Source organism: Pseudomonas sp. efr-133-TYG-5 (genome assembly GCF_030209175.1).
Lineage (GTDB): Bacteria > Pseudomonadota > Gammaproteobacteria > Pseudomonadales > Pseudomonadaceae > Aquipseudomonas.
This window is the reverse complement of sequence record NZ_JARVSM010000001.1, coordinates 1,515,261-1,528,813: the sequence shown is the minus strand read 5'-3', so window position 1 is coordinate 1,528,813 and position 13,553 is coordinate 1,515,261. Positions and strand designations below refer to the sequence as shown.

Annotated in this window: 17 protein-coding genes; all 17 read left to right on the top strand. The window is 59.8% G+C overall.

The annotated features are described in order from the left end of the window. Positions 1-10: 10 nt before the first annotated feature. Positions 11-271: a hypothetical protein gene (locus QRN70_RS06825; RefSeq protein WP_285416549.1), complete on the top strand. Its 261-nt coding sequence runs from the start codon at positions 11-13 to the stop codon at positions 269-271. A gap of 332 nt (positions 272-603) precedes the next feature. Further along, positions 604-1,122 (top strand): phage regulatory CII family protein, encoded by a 519-nt coding sequence (locus tag QRN70_RS06820; RefSeq protein WP_177413691.1) that lies wholly within the window; start codon positions 604-606, stop codon positions 1,120-1,122. Beyond that, entirely contained in the window at positions 1,115-1,342 is a 228-nt protein-coding gene (locus tag QRN70_RS06815; protein ID WP_083369365.1) for a TraR/DksA family transcriptional regulator, read from the top strand. The genes QRN70_RS06820 and QRN70_RS06815 overlap by 8 nt, the downstream gene beginning before the upstream one ends. After that, positions 1,332-3,551: a virulence-associated E family protein gene (locus QRN70_RS06810; protein WP_285416544.1), complete on the top strand. Its 2,220-nt coding sequence runs from the start codon at positions 1,332-1,334 to the stop codon at positions 3,549-3,551. The genes QRN70_RS06815 and QRN70_RS06810 overlap by 11 nt, the downstream gene beginning before the upstream one ends. After that, positions 3,544-3,903 carry a PA0613 family protein gene (locus QRN70_RS06805; RefSeq protein ID WP_285416542.1) on the top strand — a complete coding sequence of 120 codons (360 nt, stop codon included), beginning with the start codon at positions 3,544-3,546 and terminating at the stop codon, positions 3,901-3,903. The genes QRN70_RS06810 and QRN70_RS06805 overlap by 8 nt, the downstream gene beginning before the upstream one ends. A 526-nt stretch (positions 3,904-4,429) precedes the next feature. Then, the gene (locus QRN70_RS06800; RefSeq protein ID WP_285416541.1) at positions 4,430-4,768 is read left to right on the top strand and encodes a phage holin family protein; all 339 of its coding nucleotides are present in this window, start codon (positions 4,430-4,432) and stop codon (positions 4,766-4,768) included. 132 nt (positions 4,769-4,900) lie between these two features. Continuing rightward, a complete protein-coding gene (locus QRN70_RS06795; RefSeq protein WP_285416539.1) occupies positions 4,901-5,425 on the top strand; it encodes a DUF1441 family protein in 525 nt (174 codons plus the stop codon). Then, positions 5,370-7,358, top strand: a complete 1,989-nt coding sequence (locus QRN70_RS06790) for a phage terminase large subunit family protein (protein WP_350224497.1) — start codon at positions 5,370-5,372, stop codon at positions 7,356-7,358. The genes QRN70_RS06795 and QRN70_RS06790 overlap by 56 nt, the downstream gene beginning before the upstream one ends. 10 nt (positions 7,359-7,368) lie before the next feature. Next, entirely contained in the window at positions 7,369-7,584 is a 216-nt protein-coding gene (locus QRN70_RS06785; protein WP_285416537.1) for a hypothetical protein, read from the top strand. Positions 7,585-7,586: 2 nt separating this feature from the next. Continuing rightward, complete coding sequence (locus QRN70_RS06780; protein WP_285416535.1) at positions 7,587-9,197, top strand: phage portal protein; 1,611 nt, start codon at positions 7,587-7,589, stop codon at positions 9,195-9,197. A 2-nt stretch (positions 9,198-9,199) separates the two neighbouring features. After that, on the top strand, positions 9,200-10,432 hold the full coding sequence (locus tag QRN70_RS06775; RefSeq protein ID WP_285416533.1) for a S49 family peptidase: 1,233 nt from the start codon (positions 9,200-9,202) through the stop codon (positions 10,430-10,432). A gap of 12 nt (positions 10,433-10,444) precedes the next feature. Next, positions 10,445-10,795, top strand: coding sequence for a head decoration protein (locus tag QRN70_RS06770; protein WP_285416532.1), 351 nt, complete (start codon positions 10,445-10,447; stop codon positions 10,793-10,795). A 12-nt stretch (positions 10,796-10,807) separates the two neighbouring features. After that, positions 10,808-11,836: a major capsid protein gene (locus tag QRN70_RS06765; protein ID WP_285416530.1), complete on the top strand. Its 1,029-nt coding sequence runs from the start codon at positions 10,808-10,810 to the stop codon at positions 11,834-11,836. Between the two features lies 1 nt (position 11,837). Then, complete coding sequence (locus QRN70_RS06760) at positions 11,838-12,056, top strand: hypothetical protein (RefSeq protein WP_285416529.1); 219 nt, start codon at positions 11,838-11,840, stop codon at positions 12,054-12,056. Further along, positions 12,056-12,370 (top strand): head-tail joining protein, encoded by a 315-nt coding sequence (locus tag QRN70_RS06755; RefSeq protein WP_285416528.1) that lies wholly within the window; start codon positions 12,056-12,058, stop codon positions 12,368-12,370. Before QRN70_RS06760 ends, QRN70_RS06755 begins: the two co-directional genes overlap by 1 nt. Then, complete coding sequence (locus tag QRN70_RS06750; RefSeq protein WP_285416527.1) at positions 12,367-13,032, top strand: hypothetical protein; 666 nt, start codon at positions 12,367-12,369, stop codon at positions 13,030-13,032. Before QRN70_RS06755 ends, QRN70_RS06750 begins: the two co-directional genes overlap by 4 nt. After that, on the top strand, positions 13,025-13,534 hold the full coding sequence (locus tag QRN70_RS06745) for a hypothetical protein (RefSeq protein WP_285416526.1): 510 nt from the start codon (positions 13,025-13,027) through the stop codon (positions 13,532-13,534). Before QRN70_RS06750 ends, QRN70_RS06745 begins: the two co-directional genes overlap by 8 nt. Positions 13,535-13,553 lie beyond the last annotated feature (19 nt).

Sequence of the window (13,553 nt, the reverse complement as noted above, 5' to 3'; positions counted from 1 at the left end):
GGAGGTTGTCATGTTGGACCCCGCAGATTTCCCGAGTGCGATTGCCTTCGCTTTTGAAGCCGTAGGCGGTATCGGGGCCGCCGCGAAGGTATGCGATAGAAGCTATCAAGCATTGAACAAATGGCGTCAGGCCGCATGTCTGCCACGAACGGATTACACAGGGGAAACCAAATACGCCGAGCTGTTGGCGACTGCGGCGAAGCATAAAGGCAATGCGTTTCAAGCGGCTTGGCTGTTGAATGCTTCGGCTCCACAAAAAGCTGCAGCGTAGACAGAAAAAAGGCAACCAATAGGTCGCCCAGTTCCTCCCGGCACGCACCACCACAGCGCTGTCGGGTCGCGATAAAGGTAGGCGGGCACACCACATGCAACCACCTCTCTTTATCGCGCTTTTCCAAGGCTCGGAAGCCTTGGTGTTGCTGCCTTTTCCACCACAGATTGGGCAGCTGTTGCGCCAGGGGTGAGCAACGGATTGCTCGCCCCGGCACGGTGCCGGTATCGATCCCGAAGATCTAGCCGGCGTTTTGGGCCCTTTCAAGCCACGCGGCAAATGTATCACCACTGCATGTCGCGCGGCACTGGCAACTTACAAGGATTAATGCCATGAGCCGTATCATTCTGAGCTCTCTAGATCGGGCGCAGCGGGAAGTTTTGCCGCTCGATCTCGCGCTTTACCATGCCGCACGGGATTATCCCGGCGGAGCCGCCGCTATCGCCGCCACCACCGGCCGAAATGCGACCACGCTGCAGCACAAGCTGTCCCCAACCCACCCCAGCCACACGGTGAACATTCAAGAGTTCGGCGAGATTCTGGAGCTGACCAAGGATCGTCGCATTCTGGATGCAGTGCATGCGTTGGTCGGTGACACGACCTGGCAGGAGCTGGCTGAGGCGTACACCAACGACATGCCCGAGACGTTAACCACGGGGATCGCCGAGTACTTCCGGCAGGTGGCGGATCTAGCGGATACCTGGGCCAAGAGTATTGGCGACGGGGTGGTTTCCGATGAGGAGCTTGCCGCTATACGCCTGCAGGTATTCCGTGGGATTCAGGGGCTGTTGGGATTGTTCAACCGCGCCACGTATGTCAACCAGACGACGCGGGGTGTTGATCGTGGCTGACATTGCTGACTTCGCAAATGACCTGGTGCAGGAACGTATCGATCAGGCGCTCGCTGCACGCAACGCCGCTAAACCTGCATTGGCGGCGCATTCGTTTCTATTCTGTGAAAACTGCGACAGCCCAATCCCCGAGGGACGGCGTTTAGCTGTTCCTGGCTGCACGCAATGCGTGAGCTGCCAGGAGGTCGAGGAGATCATGGAGGCCATCCATGCTCGATGAAGTGTTGGGGCAATTCGCGGACTACGGTCTTGAGCCTGCGCAGCCGCTGGTGTTTGGCAAGCTGACCCGGTGTAAGACTTCGCAGGACAAGGGCAAGGAAAAGAATGGCTGGTATGTCGTCCATGAACAGCACACGGAGAAAGGCGAGACGCTGATCTTCGGTGCGTTCGGTGACTGGCGTTCGGGCGAGTCTCAGAAGATCAAGGTCAAGGCCGGGCGGATGTCGCCTGAAGAGCGCGAGGTCATGCGTGCTCGACAGGAGGAGGCCAAACGCCGCGCGGCTGAGATCTCGGCTAATGCGGCACGTCGTGCGGCGAACCGGGCGGCGGGGATGTTCAAGCGCATGCCGGAAAAGGGCCGTAGTGACTATCTGGACCGCAAGCAGATCGTTGGCTTCGGCGTTCGATACGCGCCGCGCTCTGGTGCGTTTCTGGTGCCGATGAGCAATGTGCGCGACGAGATTGTCGGCCTGCAGGTGGTGTTCCCGACCAAGCAAGAGGACACCGGCCGGGACAAATCCTATTGGCCTTACGGCATGTCCAAAGAGGGGGCTTTCCATCTGATCGGGCCGCATCCGGATCCGGGCGAGCCGGTGCTGGTGTGTGAAGGCTACGCGACCGGCGCAAGCCTGCATATGGCCACGTCACTGACCGTGGCCGTTGCGTTTGATGCGGGCAATTTGCTGGTGGTTTGCAAGGCCATGCGCGAGCGCTTCGCTGGTTGCCCGCTGATCATCTGTCGAGATGATGACTGGAAGACCACGAAGCCGAATGGCGATGCGTGGAACCCCGGTGAAGAGAAAGCGAGCAACGCGGCGCTGATTGTCGGTGGTCAGGTGGTCGCGCCGATCTTTTCCGGAGAGCGGGAAGCCAAGTGGACCGACTTCAACGACCTGCATGTCGCGGAAGGTTTGGAAGCGGTGCGTCGTCAGGTGCTGGCGGTGGTCAAGCCGCCGGCCGCTGGTGGCTGGAAGGACTTGCTGGCCCGCAGTGAAAGCGGCGCGTTGATTGCGCACATGCAGAACGTCGAGTTGATCCTGGCCAATGACGAACGTTGGGCCGGGGTGATCAGCTACAGCGCGTTCAGTTCGAAGATCGTGAAGCTGCGTGCGGCGCCTTATGGTGGCGGCACCGGCGATTGGGCGGACATTGATGATGTGCGGGTGATGAAGTGGCTCGCGCAGCAGTACAACTTGCGGGTCAAGGCCTCGCATGTGATCGAGGCGGTGAGTGTGGTTGCGCATGACCATGCGTTTCATCCGGTGCGGCAGTACCTGCGCAAGCTCGAATGGGATCGCGTGCCGCGCTTGGAAAGTTGGCTCACAGACGTCATGGGGGTGAAAGCCACCGACTATTCGTCCAAGGTGGGCAAGCGCTGGATGTTGTCAGCCGTGGCGCGGGTAATGAAGCCTGGCTGCAAGGCTGACTCGGTGATGATCCTTGAGGGCGCGCAGGGTGCCGGTAAGTCGACGGCGATGAGCATTCTCGGTGGTGAGTGGTTCATGGATACGCCGTTTGCCCTGGGCGACAAGGACGGGTTTCAGGCGATCCGGGGCAAGTGGATCGTCGAGCTGGGCGAGCTGGACAGCTTCAACAAGGCAGAGAGCACCAAGGCCAAACAGTTTTTCTCCGCGTCGACGGACACCTACCGCGAGAGCTACGGCCGCCGCACGATGGACGTGCCGCGTCAGTGTGTGTTCGTTGGTACCACTAACCAGGACGAGTACCTGAAGGACGCGACCGGTAACCGGCGTTATTGGCCGGTGGCTTGTACCAAGGTGGATCTGGAGTTGTTGCGCTCTATCCGCGAGCAGCTCTGGGCTGAGGCGGTGTTCTGTTACGACGCGGGCGATCTCTGGTGGGTGACGCTGGATGAGGCGGCTATGTTCGGCGAGGAGCAGGACGAGCGCTTTGTGGTGGACGAGTGGGAAGGTCCGATTCTGACCTGGCTCGAGGAATCGCAGATCGGCGAAACCACCACCGGTAGTGAGGTGCTGGCCAGCGCGTTGAAGCTGGATTTTGGACATTGGGGCAAGCCTGAGCAGATGCGGGTCGGGGCGATCATGCATCGATTGGGATGGCGGCGAGTGCGTCTACCGGCCTTGGCCAAGAGTAAGCAGCGGCCGTGGGCTTATAAGAAGCCAGCAGGATGGGGCGGTGCTTCTGCGTTGCAGCGGGAAGCCTTCGAGGAGCCTTGTTTCGATGATTAAGGAGATCGACTCGCTGCTTCGGTTGTGGGCTCAAGAGCTGCATTCCGAACACTCGAAAGGGGGACTTGCTGGGGGGAACATGGTTGCCATGATGATGGAGAGTAATGGGCAACTGATTCGCGGGCGGCGGGCTTTTCGTGCACCGCTGGAGAGTTCTCTCGACATCGAGCTGATCGTAAACAAGCATCTCGCGCCGGAGTTGGTGACGGTCGTGCGGGAGCATTACTGCACGCTCGATGTGGATATGCGCTTGCGCTATGCCCATTGCGGTTGCGGCCGCGACACGTACTACCAGCGTTTGCATGAGGCGCATCTGCAGATCTTCGGCGTGATGATGGGGTTGACTGCGTGACCCCAGGCATTCGTCCGGCTGTTGTTGTCCCACTGGCCCGTCTTGTCCCGCTGCGCTTTGATGCAGTGGGACAGGTGCGGGCCTTGTCGTTGTTGGGCTGTCCCACTGTCCCGCTACAAAGTGCCTCCCGCCCATGTGAGCGGAGCGGGCAGCATTACGCGCGTTTCACGCGCATGCGTGTTCTTTAAATTCTTCCTTTACACGAGAAGGGAGAGAAATAAGTAGGACAGTGGGTCGAAGCTCCGAATTTAGGCGCTCTCAGGCGTCCCACTTCGATTCTGGATGGTGGGACAGATGGGACGTCGCCGAAACAGCAGAATGCCGGGGTGGGATATTCGCCGACATTCGCTAGGCGTTCCCCCGGTGTTACCCACTTATTCACCGGGTGGCATTAAACCGGGGTTGCTGCCACCGGAATCGACCTGTAAAAAGTAGTCATCTTCGATAGGTGCGACCGCAGAGAGCGGCAGGCACTACACCACCAAACCCGGCCATTGCGCCGGGTTTTTGCGTTTAGGGGTTGGCGATGACAAACGAGCAGCAAGCACTGGCAGAGATGCCGATCTGGTTAGTGATCGTCCTGGCCCTGGTCGGCGGCGTATCGGGTGAGATGTGGCGGGCAGACAAGGATGGGGCGCGGGGCTGGGCGTTGTTGCGTCGGCTCGCGCTTCGGTCCGGTGCCTGCATCGTCTGCGGGGTGTCGGCAATGATGCTGATGATTGCGGCCGGCATGACGCTATGGACGGCGGGGGCATTGGGTTGCCTCACGGCGATGGCTGGGGCGGATGTGGCAATCGGGTTGTACGAGCGCTGGGCTGCCAAGCGGCTTGGCGTTTCGGAGTCGGCTTCGACCGACCGAGGCTAGGTCGGTGGCCGGGCGGGGACGCGGATTTTCCGGGTCCTCCCCGAGGGCCACCCCCTACACGGGTTAGGGAACTCGCGGGATCTCTGCAGCTGAAAATTTGGCAGGGATGTCCGTCTTTTCAAAGGGTTAGATATGGGCAGGACAGTTAGCAAGGCCGACTTGAGCGAGATCGTCGGTCGTGATGAACGCACCCTGACCCGATGGCAGAACGACGGCATGCCTGTGACCGAGTTCGGCCTCGGTCGAGGCAACGAAAACCAATACGACACCGAAGCCGTGATTCAGTGGCTGATGCACCAAGCCTCGCTCAACGGCAAAAAAGAATCTTCGCGCGACCGACTCGACCGGATCCGCGCCGACCGCGAAGAGCTCGCTATGGCGAAGGATCTTGGCGAGGTAGTGATTGCTGCAGACCTGGTCGAGCGCTTCGAAGCCATGATTACCGCAGCCAAAGTGGAGCTGCTCAACTCCTTCCCGGATGCCTTAGCCGCCGAATTGTCAGCGCGCTACGACGTGGAAGTAGACGAGCAACTCATTCGCGACCCCATTGAAGCCATCCTGAGGAGGCTTTCTGACTATGACAAGGATGATGCCCCGTCAGATGGATATTCTGACGAACCGGACGATTCGGAGGGCCTTGAGGAAGACGGCGACTAAAGCGCTGCGCAGCGCCTGCCGCAAATGGGCACCGCCGCCTCGCATGAGCATTATTGAGTGGGCGGACAAATACCGCTGGCTCGCACCGGAAGAAGCGGCACGCCCTGGCAAATATCGCTTCGACGTGACGCCTCACCTGATCTGGCCCGGTGGGCCACTTGAGGCGCTGGATGATCCCGCTGTGAGCGAGATCGTCGGACGCAAATCGGCACAGGTTGCCTGGACTTCTGGCGTGCTAGGAAACGCCCTGGGCAAATGGATCGACATTGACCCGTCACCGATCCTGGTGTTGTTCCCCAAAGCCGAAGCGGCTAAACAGTACGTCGGCGAGAAACTCGAACCGATGATCGAAGCCACGCCACGGCTGCGCAAGAAAGTCGACCTGCGCAGCCGCAAGCTTCAACAACGGCAAGACTTCAAGCGCTTTCCCGGTGGCTTCCTCAAAATGGTTGGCTCCAACAGCCCGGCCAGCGTGAAATCCACGCCGGTGCCCCGAGTGGCGATTGAGGAGCCGGACGACTGCAATCTCAACCTGCGCGGGCAGGGCGATAGCATCAAGCTGGCTAAGGAGCGGCTAAAGACCTTTCGTCGTTCGAAAATCATCATCGGCGGCACACCAACGATCAAAGGTCTGTCGGCCATTGATGCGGAGCTCGAGCTGTCAGACAAGCGCATCGGTTTGGTGCCCTGTCACGAATGCGGGCAAGAGCACGCGCTGAGCTTCGACAACTTGCACTGCGACGAGGATCCTGAGTACCAGCACGAGGTGTACGGCAAAAAACGTCCGGAAAAGACGTTCTACTCTTGCCCGCATTGCGGCGGTATTTGGGACGATAACCAGAAGAACGCCAATCTCAAGCATGGGCGCTGGTCAGCGACAGCTGAGTTTCGCGGTATCGCGGGCTACATCCTCAACGAGCTTTACGCGACGTTTTGGGGATCGCGCTTTGAAGTGCTGATGGAGAAGAAACTGCAGGCTGAGCATGCAGCGGCGCAGGGCAACATCGGCCCGATGATTGCGTTCGTCAACAGCTCCAAGGGCGAAAGCTACGAATACCAGAGCGATGCGCCGAAGACTGACGAACTGGAAAAACGCGCCGAGCCGTACGCGGAACTCACCGCGCCCCAGGGTGTGCTTTTGGTCACCGTCGGCGTCGACGTGCAAGGTGATCGCCTGGCGCTGGTGATCACCGGATGGGGTCGGGGAGAAGAATCATGGCGTCTGTATTGGGGAGAGTTGCACGGCAACCCCATCGATCCGCATGACGCTGTCTGGCAAGAGCTGGACCGGGTCATCTCACAGCCGATTCCCCTGGTTAGTGGCGCCCAACTCGCGGTGTCGGCGGTCAGCATTGATAGCTCCGACGGTAACACCAGCGATGCGGTTTACGCCTATGTGCGAGATCGTCAACGCTACAACGTCATGGCGATCAAAGGTGCTTCCGTCGACAGTCGCGACAAAGAGATTTTCACCAAACCGCCGCAGTCGGTGGACACCTCGCAAGACAACACTAAGGCCGCGAAATACGGGTTGCGGGTCCACATCGTTGGCACGCACAAAGCCAAAACCCTGATCGACGGCCGGCTTCGGCTTAAAGGTTCTGGGCCAGGTCGTATGCACTGGTACAGCGAGATCCGCTCCGACTACTACGAGCAACTCACCAACGAAGTGCTGGCGCCGCATCCGCGTAATCCAAGCAAGATGGTTTGGCAGAAAAAGGCCGGACGGCGCAACGAAGCGCTCGACTGCGAGGTGTACGCCTTGCATGCGGCGCGCAGTCTGAAAACCCACCTGCTGCGCGATCACGAATGGGATCAGCTGGAGCAGCAACTGCTACAGCCAACACTGTTCAACACCGAACAACCGGTCGCACCGGTACCGCGCCGAGCAGTTGCTCGCGGGCGGGGCACCCGCAGTCGCGCGGGCTACTAGGAAAACAAACATGACAGACGCACAACAGCGCCTCGCGGAAGTCCGGGCGGCGATTTCTGACGTCCTCAGGAAAGGCCAGCGCCTGCGCCGTGCGGATCGCGAATTGTACCGTGCAGAGCTGAACAGCCTTCGCCTGCTGGAACAGCAATACGCCAAGGAGGTCGCGCTGGAACAGGCCCAACAACAGGGGCGCGGCCGTAACCGCATCTCATACATGAAGATCTGACTATGGGATTTTTTCGGAAAGACCCGGCCGAGTTGCTGATGCGTGAGGCAATCAAGCTCGCCAAGTCGGCAAACGAAGCCCGGCCTATCGTCGCTCAGGGCGGCGGTGGTGGTGTTGAGACTCGGTGGCGCGGTGCCTCCCGGGTGCTGCGAAGTATGGCTAGCTGGATACCCGGCCTCGGGAGCCCGCGTCGGGATCTCGACCAGAATGAGCGGCGAATGCTGGTGGCTCGCTCGCGGGATGCCATGCGCAATCACCTGATCGCCCGTGCTGCAATCACTCGTTTGCGAACCAATGTCGTCGGCACCGGACTGGTTTGTCGTGCACAGATCGATCATGACGCCCTTGGTCTTGACGAACTGCAGGCCGATGCAATCAACGCTCAGCTCGATCGTTTGTGGTCGTTGTATGCCGATGACCCGCGGGAATGTGACGCCGAGGCCTCGCTCAATCACTACCAACTGCAGGCACTGGTGTTGATATCGTCGATGGTAGGCGGTGATGTATTGGTGGCCAGTCCCGACGATGAGCGCCCTGGATGTGTGTTCAGTACCCGACTGCAACTGATCGAGTCAGACCGGGTTTGCAACCCGGCCGGGCAGCTGGACGGCGCTAACCTGGTGGACGGTGTCGAGTTTGACCAGTTCGGTGCGCCGTTGGCATATCACGTCTGCAGCGGGTACCAGAACGAATACACCTCCGGCCAAGCGCTTAAGTGGGAACGGTTGCCGGCTTTCGGAGAAGCCACTGGCCGGCGCCGAGTGATGCACGTCATGGCAGACAAGGAGCGGCCAGGGCAAAAGCGTGGCGCGCCCTATTTGGCTCCGGTGCTGGAGCCACTGCAGAAGTTGGAGCGCTACAGCAGTGCCGAGCTGATGGCGGCGGTGATCTCAGCGATGTTTACCGTGTTCATCAAAAAGACCAATGACTTTCAGGTCGGCAACCTACCGCTGACGGCGCTGGCCAATGAAGGTGACGGCGTTGGTGGTGACACCACCGGCGATGGTGAGCTGGCCTTAGGCGAGGGCGCGATCGTCGATCTGGGCCAAGGCGAGGAACCGGTGATCGCAAACCCCGCGCGACCCAACGCGCAGTTCGATCCGTTCTTTACCGCAGTTGTCAAGGAAATCGGTGCCGCGCTCGAGCAGCCGATGGAAGAGCTGTTGCTGCATTACAGCAGCAGCTACAGCGCAGCACGTGCCGCGATGTTGCAGGCGTGGCGGTTCTACAGCCTGCGCCGCTGGTGGCTGATCTGTGACTTCTGTCAGCCCAGTCGAGAGCTGCTGATTGATGAAGCGGTGGCGAGGGGGTTGATCAAGTTGCCGGGATACGCCGATCCGGCCAAACGCAAAGCTTACTGCCAAGCGATTTGGATCGGTCCGGCCCGTGGCGCTATCGATGAACTCAAGGAGGCTAACGCCGCCGGCAAGCGCATTGAAATCGGCGTCAGCAATGAAACGCTGGAAACCGCTGCAATGACCGGCGAGCCGTGGCAGCAGGTGTACCGACAGCGCGTCCGCGAAGTCGAACAACGCCGCAAGGATGGCTTGCACGTCCTGCCCAAGGGGCGCGAACAAGAAACTTCACCGCCCAATAACCCCAACGAGGACTAACCATGCCCCGCGCATTTGAGCTGGCTGCATCGCAGCCCTGGCTGATGCTGCCTGGCGCCCTGGAAAACCTGCTGACCATTGCAGATCGGATGGGCGATCCGGCAGCGCTGGAAACGCGCACAGGCAAGCGGCTGGATAACAGTCGTACCGTCAGTGTGCGCAATGGCGTGGCCATCATTCCGGTGGTCGGCCCGGTGTTTCGTTACGCCAATCTCTTCACCGAGATCAGTGGCGCGACTAGTACTCAGGTGCTGGCCACCGACCTGCAAACGGCGCTGGATGATCCCAAGGTCAACGCAATCATCCTGAACATTGACAGTCCTGGCGGCGTAGCAGCTGGCATCAACGAGCTGGCGGACCAAATCCATGCTGCCCGTGACCGTAAGCGCATCGTCGCTTACATCGGCGGTACCGGGGCCAGCGCAGCTTATTGGATTGCATCTGCTGCCAGCGAGATCGTCATCGACGAGACCGCGCTCGCCGGCAGCATCGGTGTGGTCGTTGAAGCGGTGGTCGGCGGTGAGGAAGCCAACGGTCGCAAGCGCTACCAGATTGTCAGCCGTAACGCGCCTAACAAGCGCGTGGATCTGTCCACCGAAGAGGGCCGGGCCAAGGTTGGCGAGACGGTCGACGCCATGGGCGACGTGTTCGTGGCCAAGGTGGCCCGCAACCTGGGCGTGGAACCGAAGCGCGTTCCTGAAATGGGCGACTTCGGCGGTTTGCGTGTCGGCGTAGCCGCCGTCGACTCCGGCTTGGCTCATCGCCTTGGCTCACTCGAAACATTGATCACTGAACTGGCCAAACAGGCCGCAACACAACCGAGGAAATACAACATGACCACCGTCAGCAGCACGGCGGAGTTGCGCGAGGCGCTGGCCGCCGGCACAGATCCGCAAACCATCGAGATCGCTCAAGCCAGTCAACCTGATCTTGAGAGTATTCGCACGCAAAGCCGTGAGGAGGGTGCCACCGCCGAGCGGCAGCGCATCACCGGCATCAACGCCATGGCCAGCAAGGGCTTCGAGACTGAGATTGCCGCAGCCATCGACGCCGGTACCTCCGTTGAGGCCACCGCTCTGCAGTTGTTTAAGGCGGCGCAAGATCGCGGTATCTCACTGAGCGCGATCAAGGCCGATGCAACCGGCGCATCGACGTCCATTCCAACGGGCGATGCGGCTCAGGGTGAACGCAAAGCGGTTGTGAACGCCATTGTTGAAGGCGCTTCGCGCCGCTGATTGGAGAACCTCATGAGTAACCCTGAACGCCAAACCTATGTGCCCGACCAACTGTCGGCGGGCGACTTTCCGGTGATCATCGAAAACGCCGTGATCGCCGCCGGACAGAAACTCAACCGTGGCGCGGTCCTCGGTCAGGTGAAAACCAGTGGTGAGTTTGTCCTGGCCAAAGCAGCAGCAACTGATGGCTCCGAGGCGCCAGTGGCAATCCTCGATCTGGCCACCGATTCGACCAAAGGCGCTCAGATTGCGCCTATCCGCCTGACCGGCGAAGTGCTGGCCACCCAACTCACACTCGGCGAGGGCTTCACCCTGGTGCAGGCGAAAGCTGCGCTACGTGCCTTGAGCCTGTTCGTTCGTTAATCGGAGTTATAAATGGATATTTTTGATACCCGCACCATGCTCGAAGCGGTCGAGCAGATGCCGACTGCACGCCGTTTTCTGTTGAACACGTTTTTCAACGGTGGCAGCCCAGTGACATTCCCGACCAAAACGGTCGACATCGACATTATCAAGGGCAAGCGAAAAATGGCGCCCTTCGTCCACCCTCGTCTACCTGGCAGTGTGTCGTTGCGTGAGGGTTATACCACCAGCAACTACACCCCGCCTTACATCCAACCCAAGCGCGAAACCACTGCCGAGTTGGTGCTCAAGCGCTCGGCCGGTGACAACCCGTTTTCCTCGCGTACGCCATTGGAGCGGGCAGGTCAGTTGCTTGGCAAGGATTTGCGTGACTTAGACGACGAGATCGTGCGCCGTGAGGAATGGATGTGTGCCCAAGCCCTCACCACCGGCAAGGTGCGCGTAATTGGTGAAGGGGTGGACGACACCATCGACTTCCTGATGTCCAGTGATCACAAAATCAGCCTGGGCAGCGGGCAATGGAACAGTTCTGACGGCGACCCTATCGCTAATCTGCGTGGCTGGAAACGCAAAATCGCCAAGGACTCCGGACGCACAGCCAACACGGTCGCCATGAGTGGTGAAGCACTTGATGCCTTCCAGTCCAATGCAACCGTGATGAAGCAACTCAATACTCGCCGGGTGGATATGGGGTTGATCAAACCCGAAGAGTTGCCCGACGGTGTGACCTACCTCGGTTATTTGAATGATCCCGGTGTCGACCTCTATGGCTATGACGAGTGGTACCTGGATGACGACGATGCCGAACAGCCGATGATCCCGGCCGGTGGCTTGATTCTCGGCTCGACGTCGACACGCAATGCCATGCTGTACGGCGCTATTCAAGATCTTGAGGCTGTCGAAAGTGGCTTAGTCGAGGCGGCGCGATTCCCAAAAAGCTGGGTGACCCAGGAGCCAAGCGCTCGTTGGCTGAAGCTGCAAAGTGCGGCACTGGCTGGTCTGCTCGAACCTGATGCTTTCATTTACGCCAAGGTGGTGTGACATGGCCAAAAAAGCCGAATTTCTGGTCATCGATGGTTGCGTGCAGGACGGCCGCGTCGTTGTCGTAAAGGGCGAGCCATACAGTCCGCCGAACAAAGAAATCGAGGAATCATTACTCGCTGAGGGGCGTATTGCCCCGCTCAAGGATCCGCGAGCACGAGATCTGCTGAGCCAACAGCCTGACGTTGCCGATGAAAGCGACGACCGCGGCGGTGAGTGATGGGCTTTCGCGAATTGAGCGACGACATGGATGTCTTGATTCTGGATGGCCTGGGCGATACGGCAATGGTCGGCGGTCGAGATGTCACCGGCTTCTTTTCTGCACCCTGGTTGCAGCCCAAGTTTGGCAAACTTAACACCGGGCTGCGTGAGCCTCGTTTCGAGATCCGAGTCTGCGATTCGCAGGGGCTAGAGCAGGGTATGCAGGTCAGCATCGAGTTGCCCGCTATGGATGGCGGCGGTGACTACGACCTGGTGCAGCTAGAGCCGAGCGGTGACGGCCTGGTCGCACTCATCTTGAGGTTACGCCCATGACCGTCGGTAGCTATTTCAAACCCTCGGCCGGGGGCGGGATGATCTCCATCCAGTCTTCGGCCGCAGACTTTCAGGCGTTCCAGGATTTTGCCAAGGTGGTACCGAAAGCGGCTGCAGCGGCGCATCGGCGCGCGATCAACAAGACGTTGGGCTGGTTGCGCACTCATATTGCCCGAGCGGTCAGCCGGTCGGAGCGCATTGCTGTTGCGGCGGTACGTCAGCGGTTGCGCAGCTATCCGGTTTCTGGCGGGGCCGCGAGCGGCAAACTGTGGTTTGGTTTGAATGCCATCGAGTCCAGTCGGATCGGCCGCGCGCGGCAAGCCGGCAGCGGTGTCTCGGTGGCGGGGCGGCGTTACCAGGGGGCCTTTCTCAAGAAGGTCTACGGCAACAAGCCCGACATCTGGATCCGTACAGCCAGCAAGCATTTCAATGCGAACGACTACCCCGACAGCACAGTATCGCCCGGTCGCGGGCCGAGTTCTGGGTGGGTCGCCGAAAACGGTAGTCGTTTCCCGCTGGTCAAGGCCAAGGTGTCGCTGGAACAAGCCCGACCGCACTTCGAAAGCTGGGTAAAAAAAGCGGATGAGCGCCTGCTGGAGATCCTCAAACAGGAACTTAATTTCGAGCTGCAGAAGTACCTCAAGAGGATCGGGAATGTCTGACGAACCTTTTACCCTGGACCAGCTTTATCGGGCGGTTGAACAGCAACTGAGCATGCACCTGCAAGGTGTGGCGTCGGTCATGGCCTGGCCGAATATCGCTGACCGCGTGCTTTTGCCGGCGGTTTTTCTGGAGTTGGCCGAGATCGAACCCGGCACCGATCCCGGTACCGGTGAGACGTCATTGGTCTGCAAGTTCGAGGCTCGCATCATCGTTGACCCGATCAAGCCATACCATCACCAGCAGGCTGTGCACTTGGCCACTCAACTGGCCGTGATGCTGCGAGCGCAGACCTGGGGTTTGCCAGTTGAGCCAGCCGAATTCGTTCAGGCGCTGCAGGATTGGACCCAGCCGCACTTGGATGGCTACACCGTATGGCTGGTGGAATGGACCCAGCAGGTATACCTCGGAGTCGAGGAATGGCCTTGGCCAGACCAGCAGTCAATATTGTTCGGGTTCAACAATGACGCCAAAGAGGACTTTGTCCCTGCGGAGGAAATGTGAGCGGCTACACAGGTGCTCA

Bases quoted from the DNA above. Each gene is read 5' to 3' on its own strand.
- QRN70_RS06810 (WP_285416544.1), top strand. From the start codon at position 1,332: ATGCTCGATGAAGTGTTGGGGCAATTCGCGGACTACGGTCTTGAGCCT.
- QRN70_RS06750 (WP_285416527.1), top strand. From the start codon at position 12,367: ATGACCGTCGGTAGCTATTTCAAACCCTCGGCCGGGGGCGGGATGATC.
- QRN70_RS06775 (WP_285416533.1), top strand. From the start codon at position 9,200: ATGCCCCGCGCATTTGAGCTGGCTGCATCGCAGCCCTGGCTGATGCTG.
- QRN70_RS06755 (WP_285416528.1), top strand. From the start codon at position 12,056: ATGGGCTTTCGCGAATTGAGCGACGACATGGATGTCTTGATTCTGGAT.
- QRN70_RS06765 (WP_285416530.1), top strand. From the start codon at position 10,808: ATGGATATTTTTGATACCCGCACCATGCTCGAAGCGGTCGAGCAGATG.
- QRN70_RS06825 (WP_285416549.1), top strand. From the start codon at position 11: ATGTTGGACCCCGCAGATTTCCCGAGTGCGATTGCCTTCGCTTTTGAA.
- QRN70_RS06790 (WP_350224497.1), top strand. From the start codon at position 5,370: ATGGATATTCTGACGAACCGGACGATTCGGAGGGCCTTGAGGAAGACG.
- QRN70_RS06760 (WP_285416529.1), top strand. From the start codon at position 11,838: ATGGCCAAAAAAGCCGAATTTCTGGTCATCGATGGTTGCGTGCAGGAC.
- QRN70_RS06780 (WP_285416535.1), top strand. From the start codon at position 7,587: ATGGGATTTTTTCGGAAAGACCCGGCCGAGTTGCTGATGCGTGAGGCA.
- QRN70_RS06800 (WP_285416541.1), top strand. From the start codon at position 4,430: ATGACAAACGAGCAGCAAGCACTGGCAGAGATGCCGATCTGGTTAGTG.
- QRN70_RS06795 (WP_285416539.1), top strand. From the start codon at position 4,901: ATGGGCAGGACAGTTAGCAAGGCCGACTTGAGCGAGATCGTCGGTCGT.
- QRN70_RS06770 (WP_285416532.1), top strand. From the start codon at position 10,445: ATGAGTAACCCTGAACGCCAAACCTATGTGCCCGACCAACTGTCGGCG.
- QRN70_RS06820 (WP_177413691.1), top strand. From the start codon at position 604: ATGAGCCGTATCATTCTGAGCTCTCTAGATCGGGCGCAGCGGGAAGTT.
- QRN70_RS06805 (WP_285416542.1), top strand. From the start codon at position 3,544: ATGATTAAGGAGATCGACTCGCTGCTTCGGTTGTGGGCTCAAGAGCTG.
- QRN70_RS06745 (WP_285416526.1), top strand. From the start codon at position 13,025: ATGTCTGACGAACCTTTTACCCTGGACCAGCTTTATCGGGCGGTTGAA.
- QRN70_RS06785 (WP_285416537.1), top strand. From the start codon at position 7,369: ATGACAGACGCACAACAGCGCCTCGCGGAAGTCCGGGCGGCGATTTCT.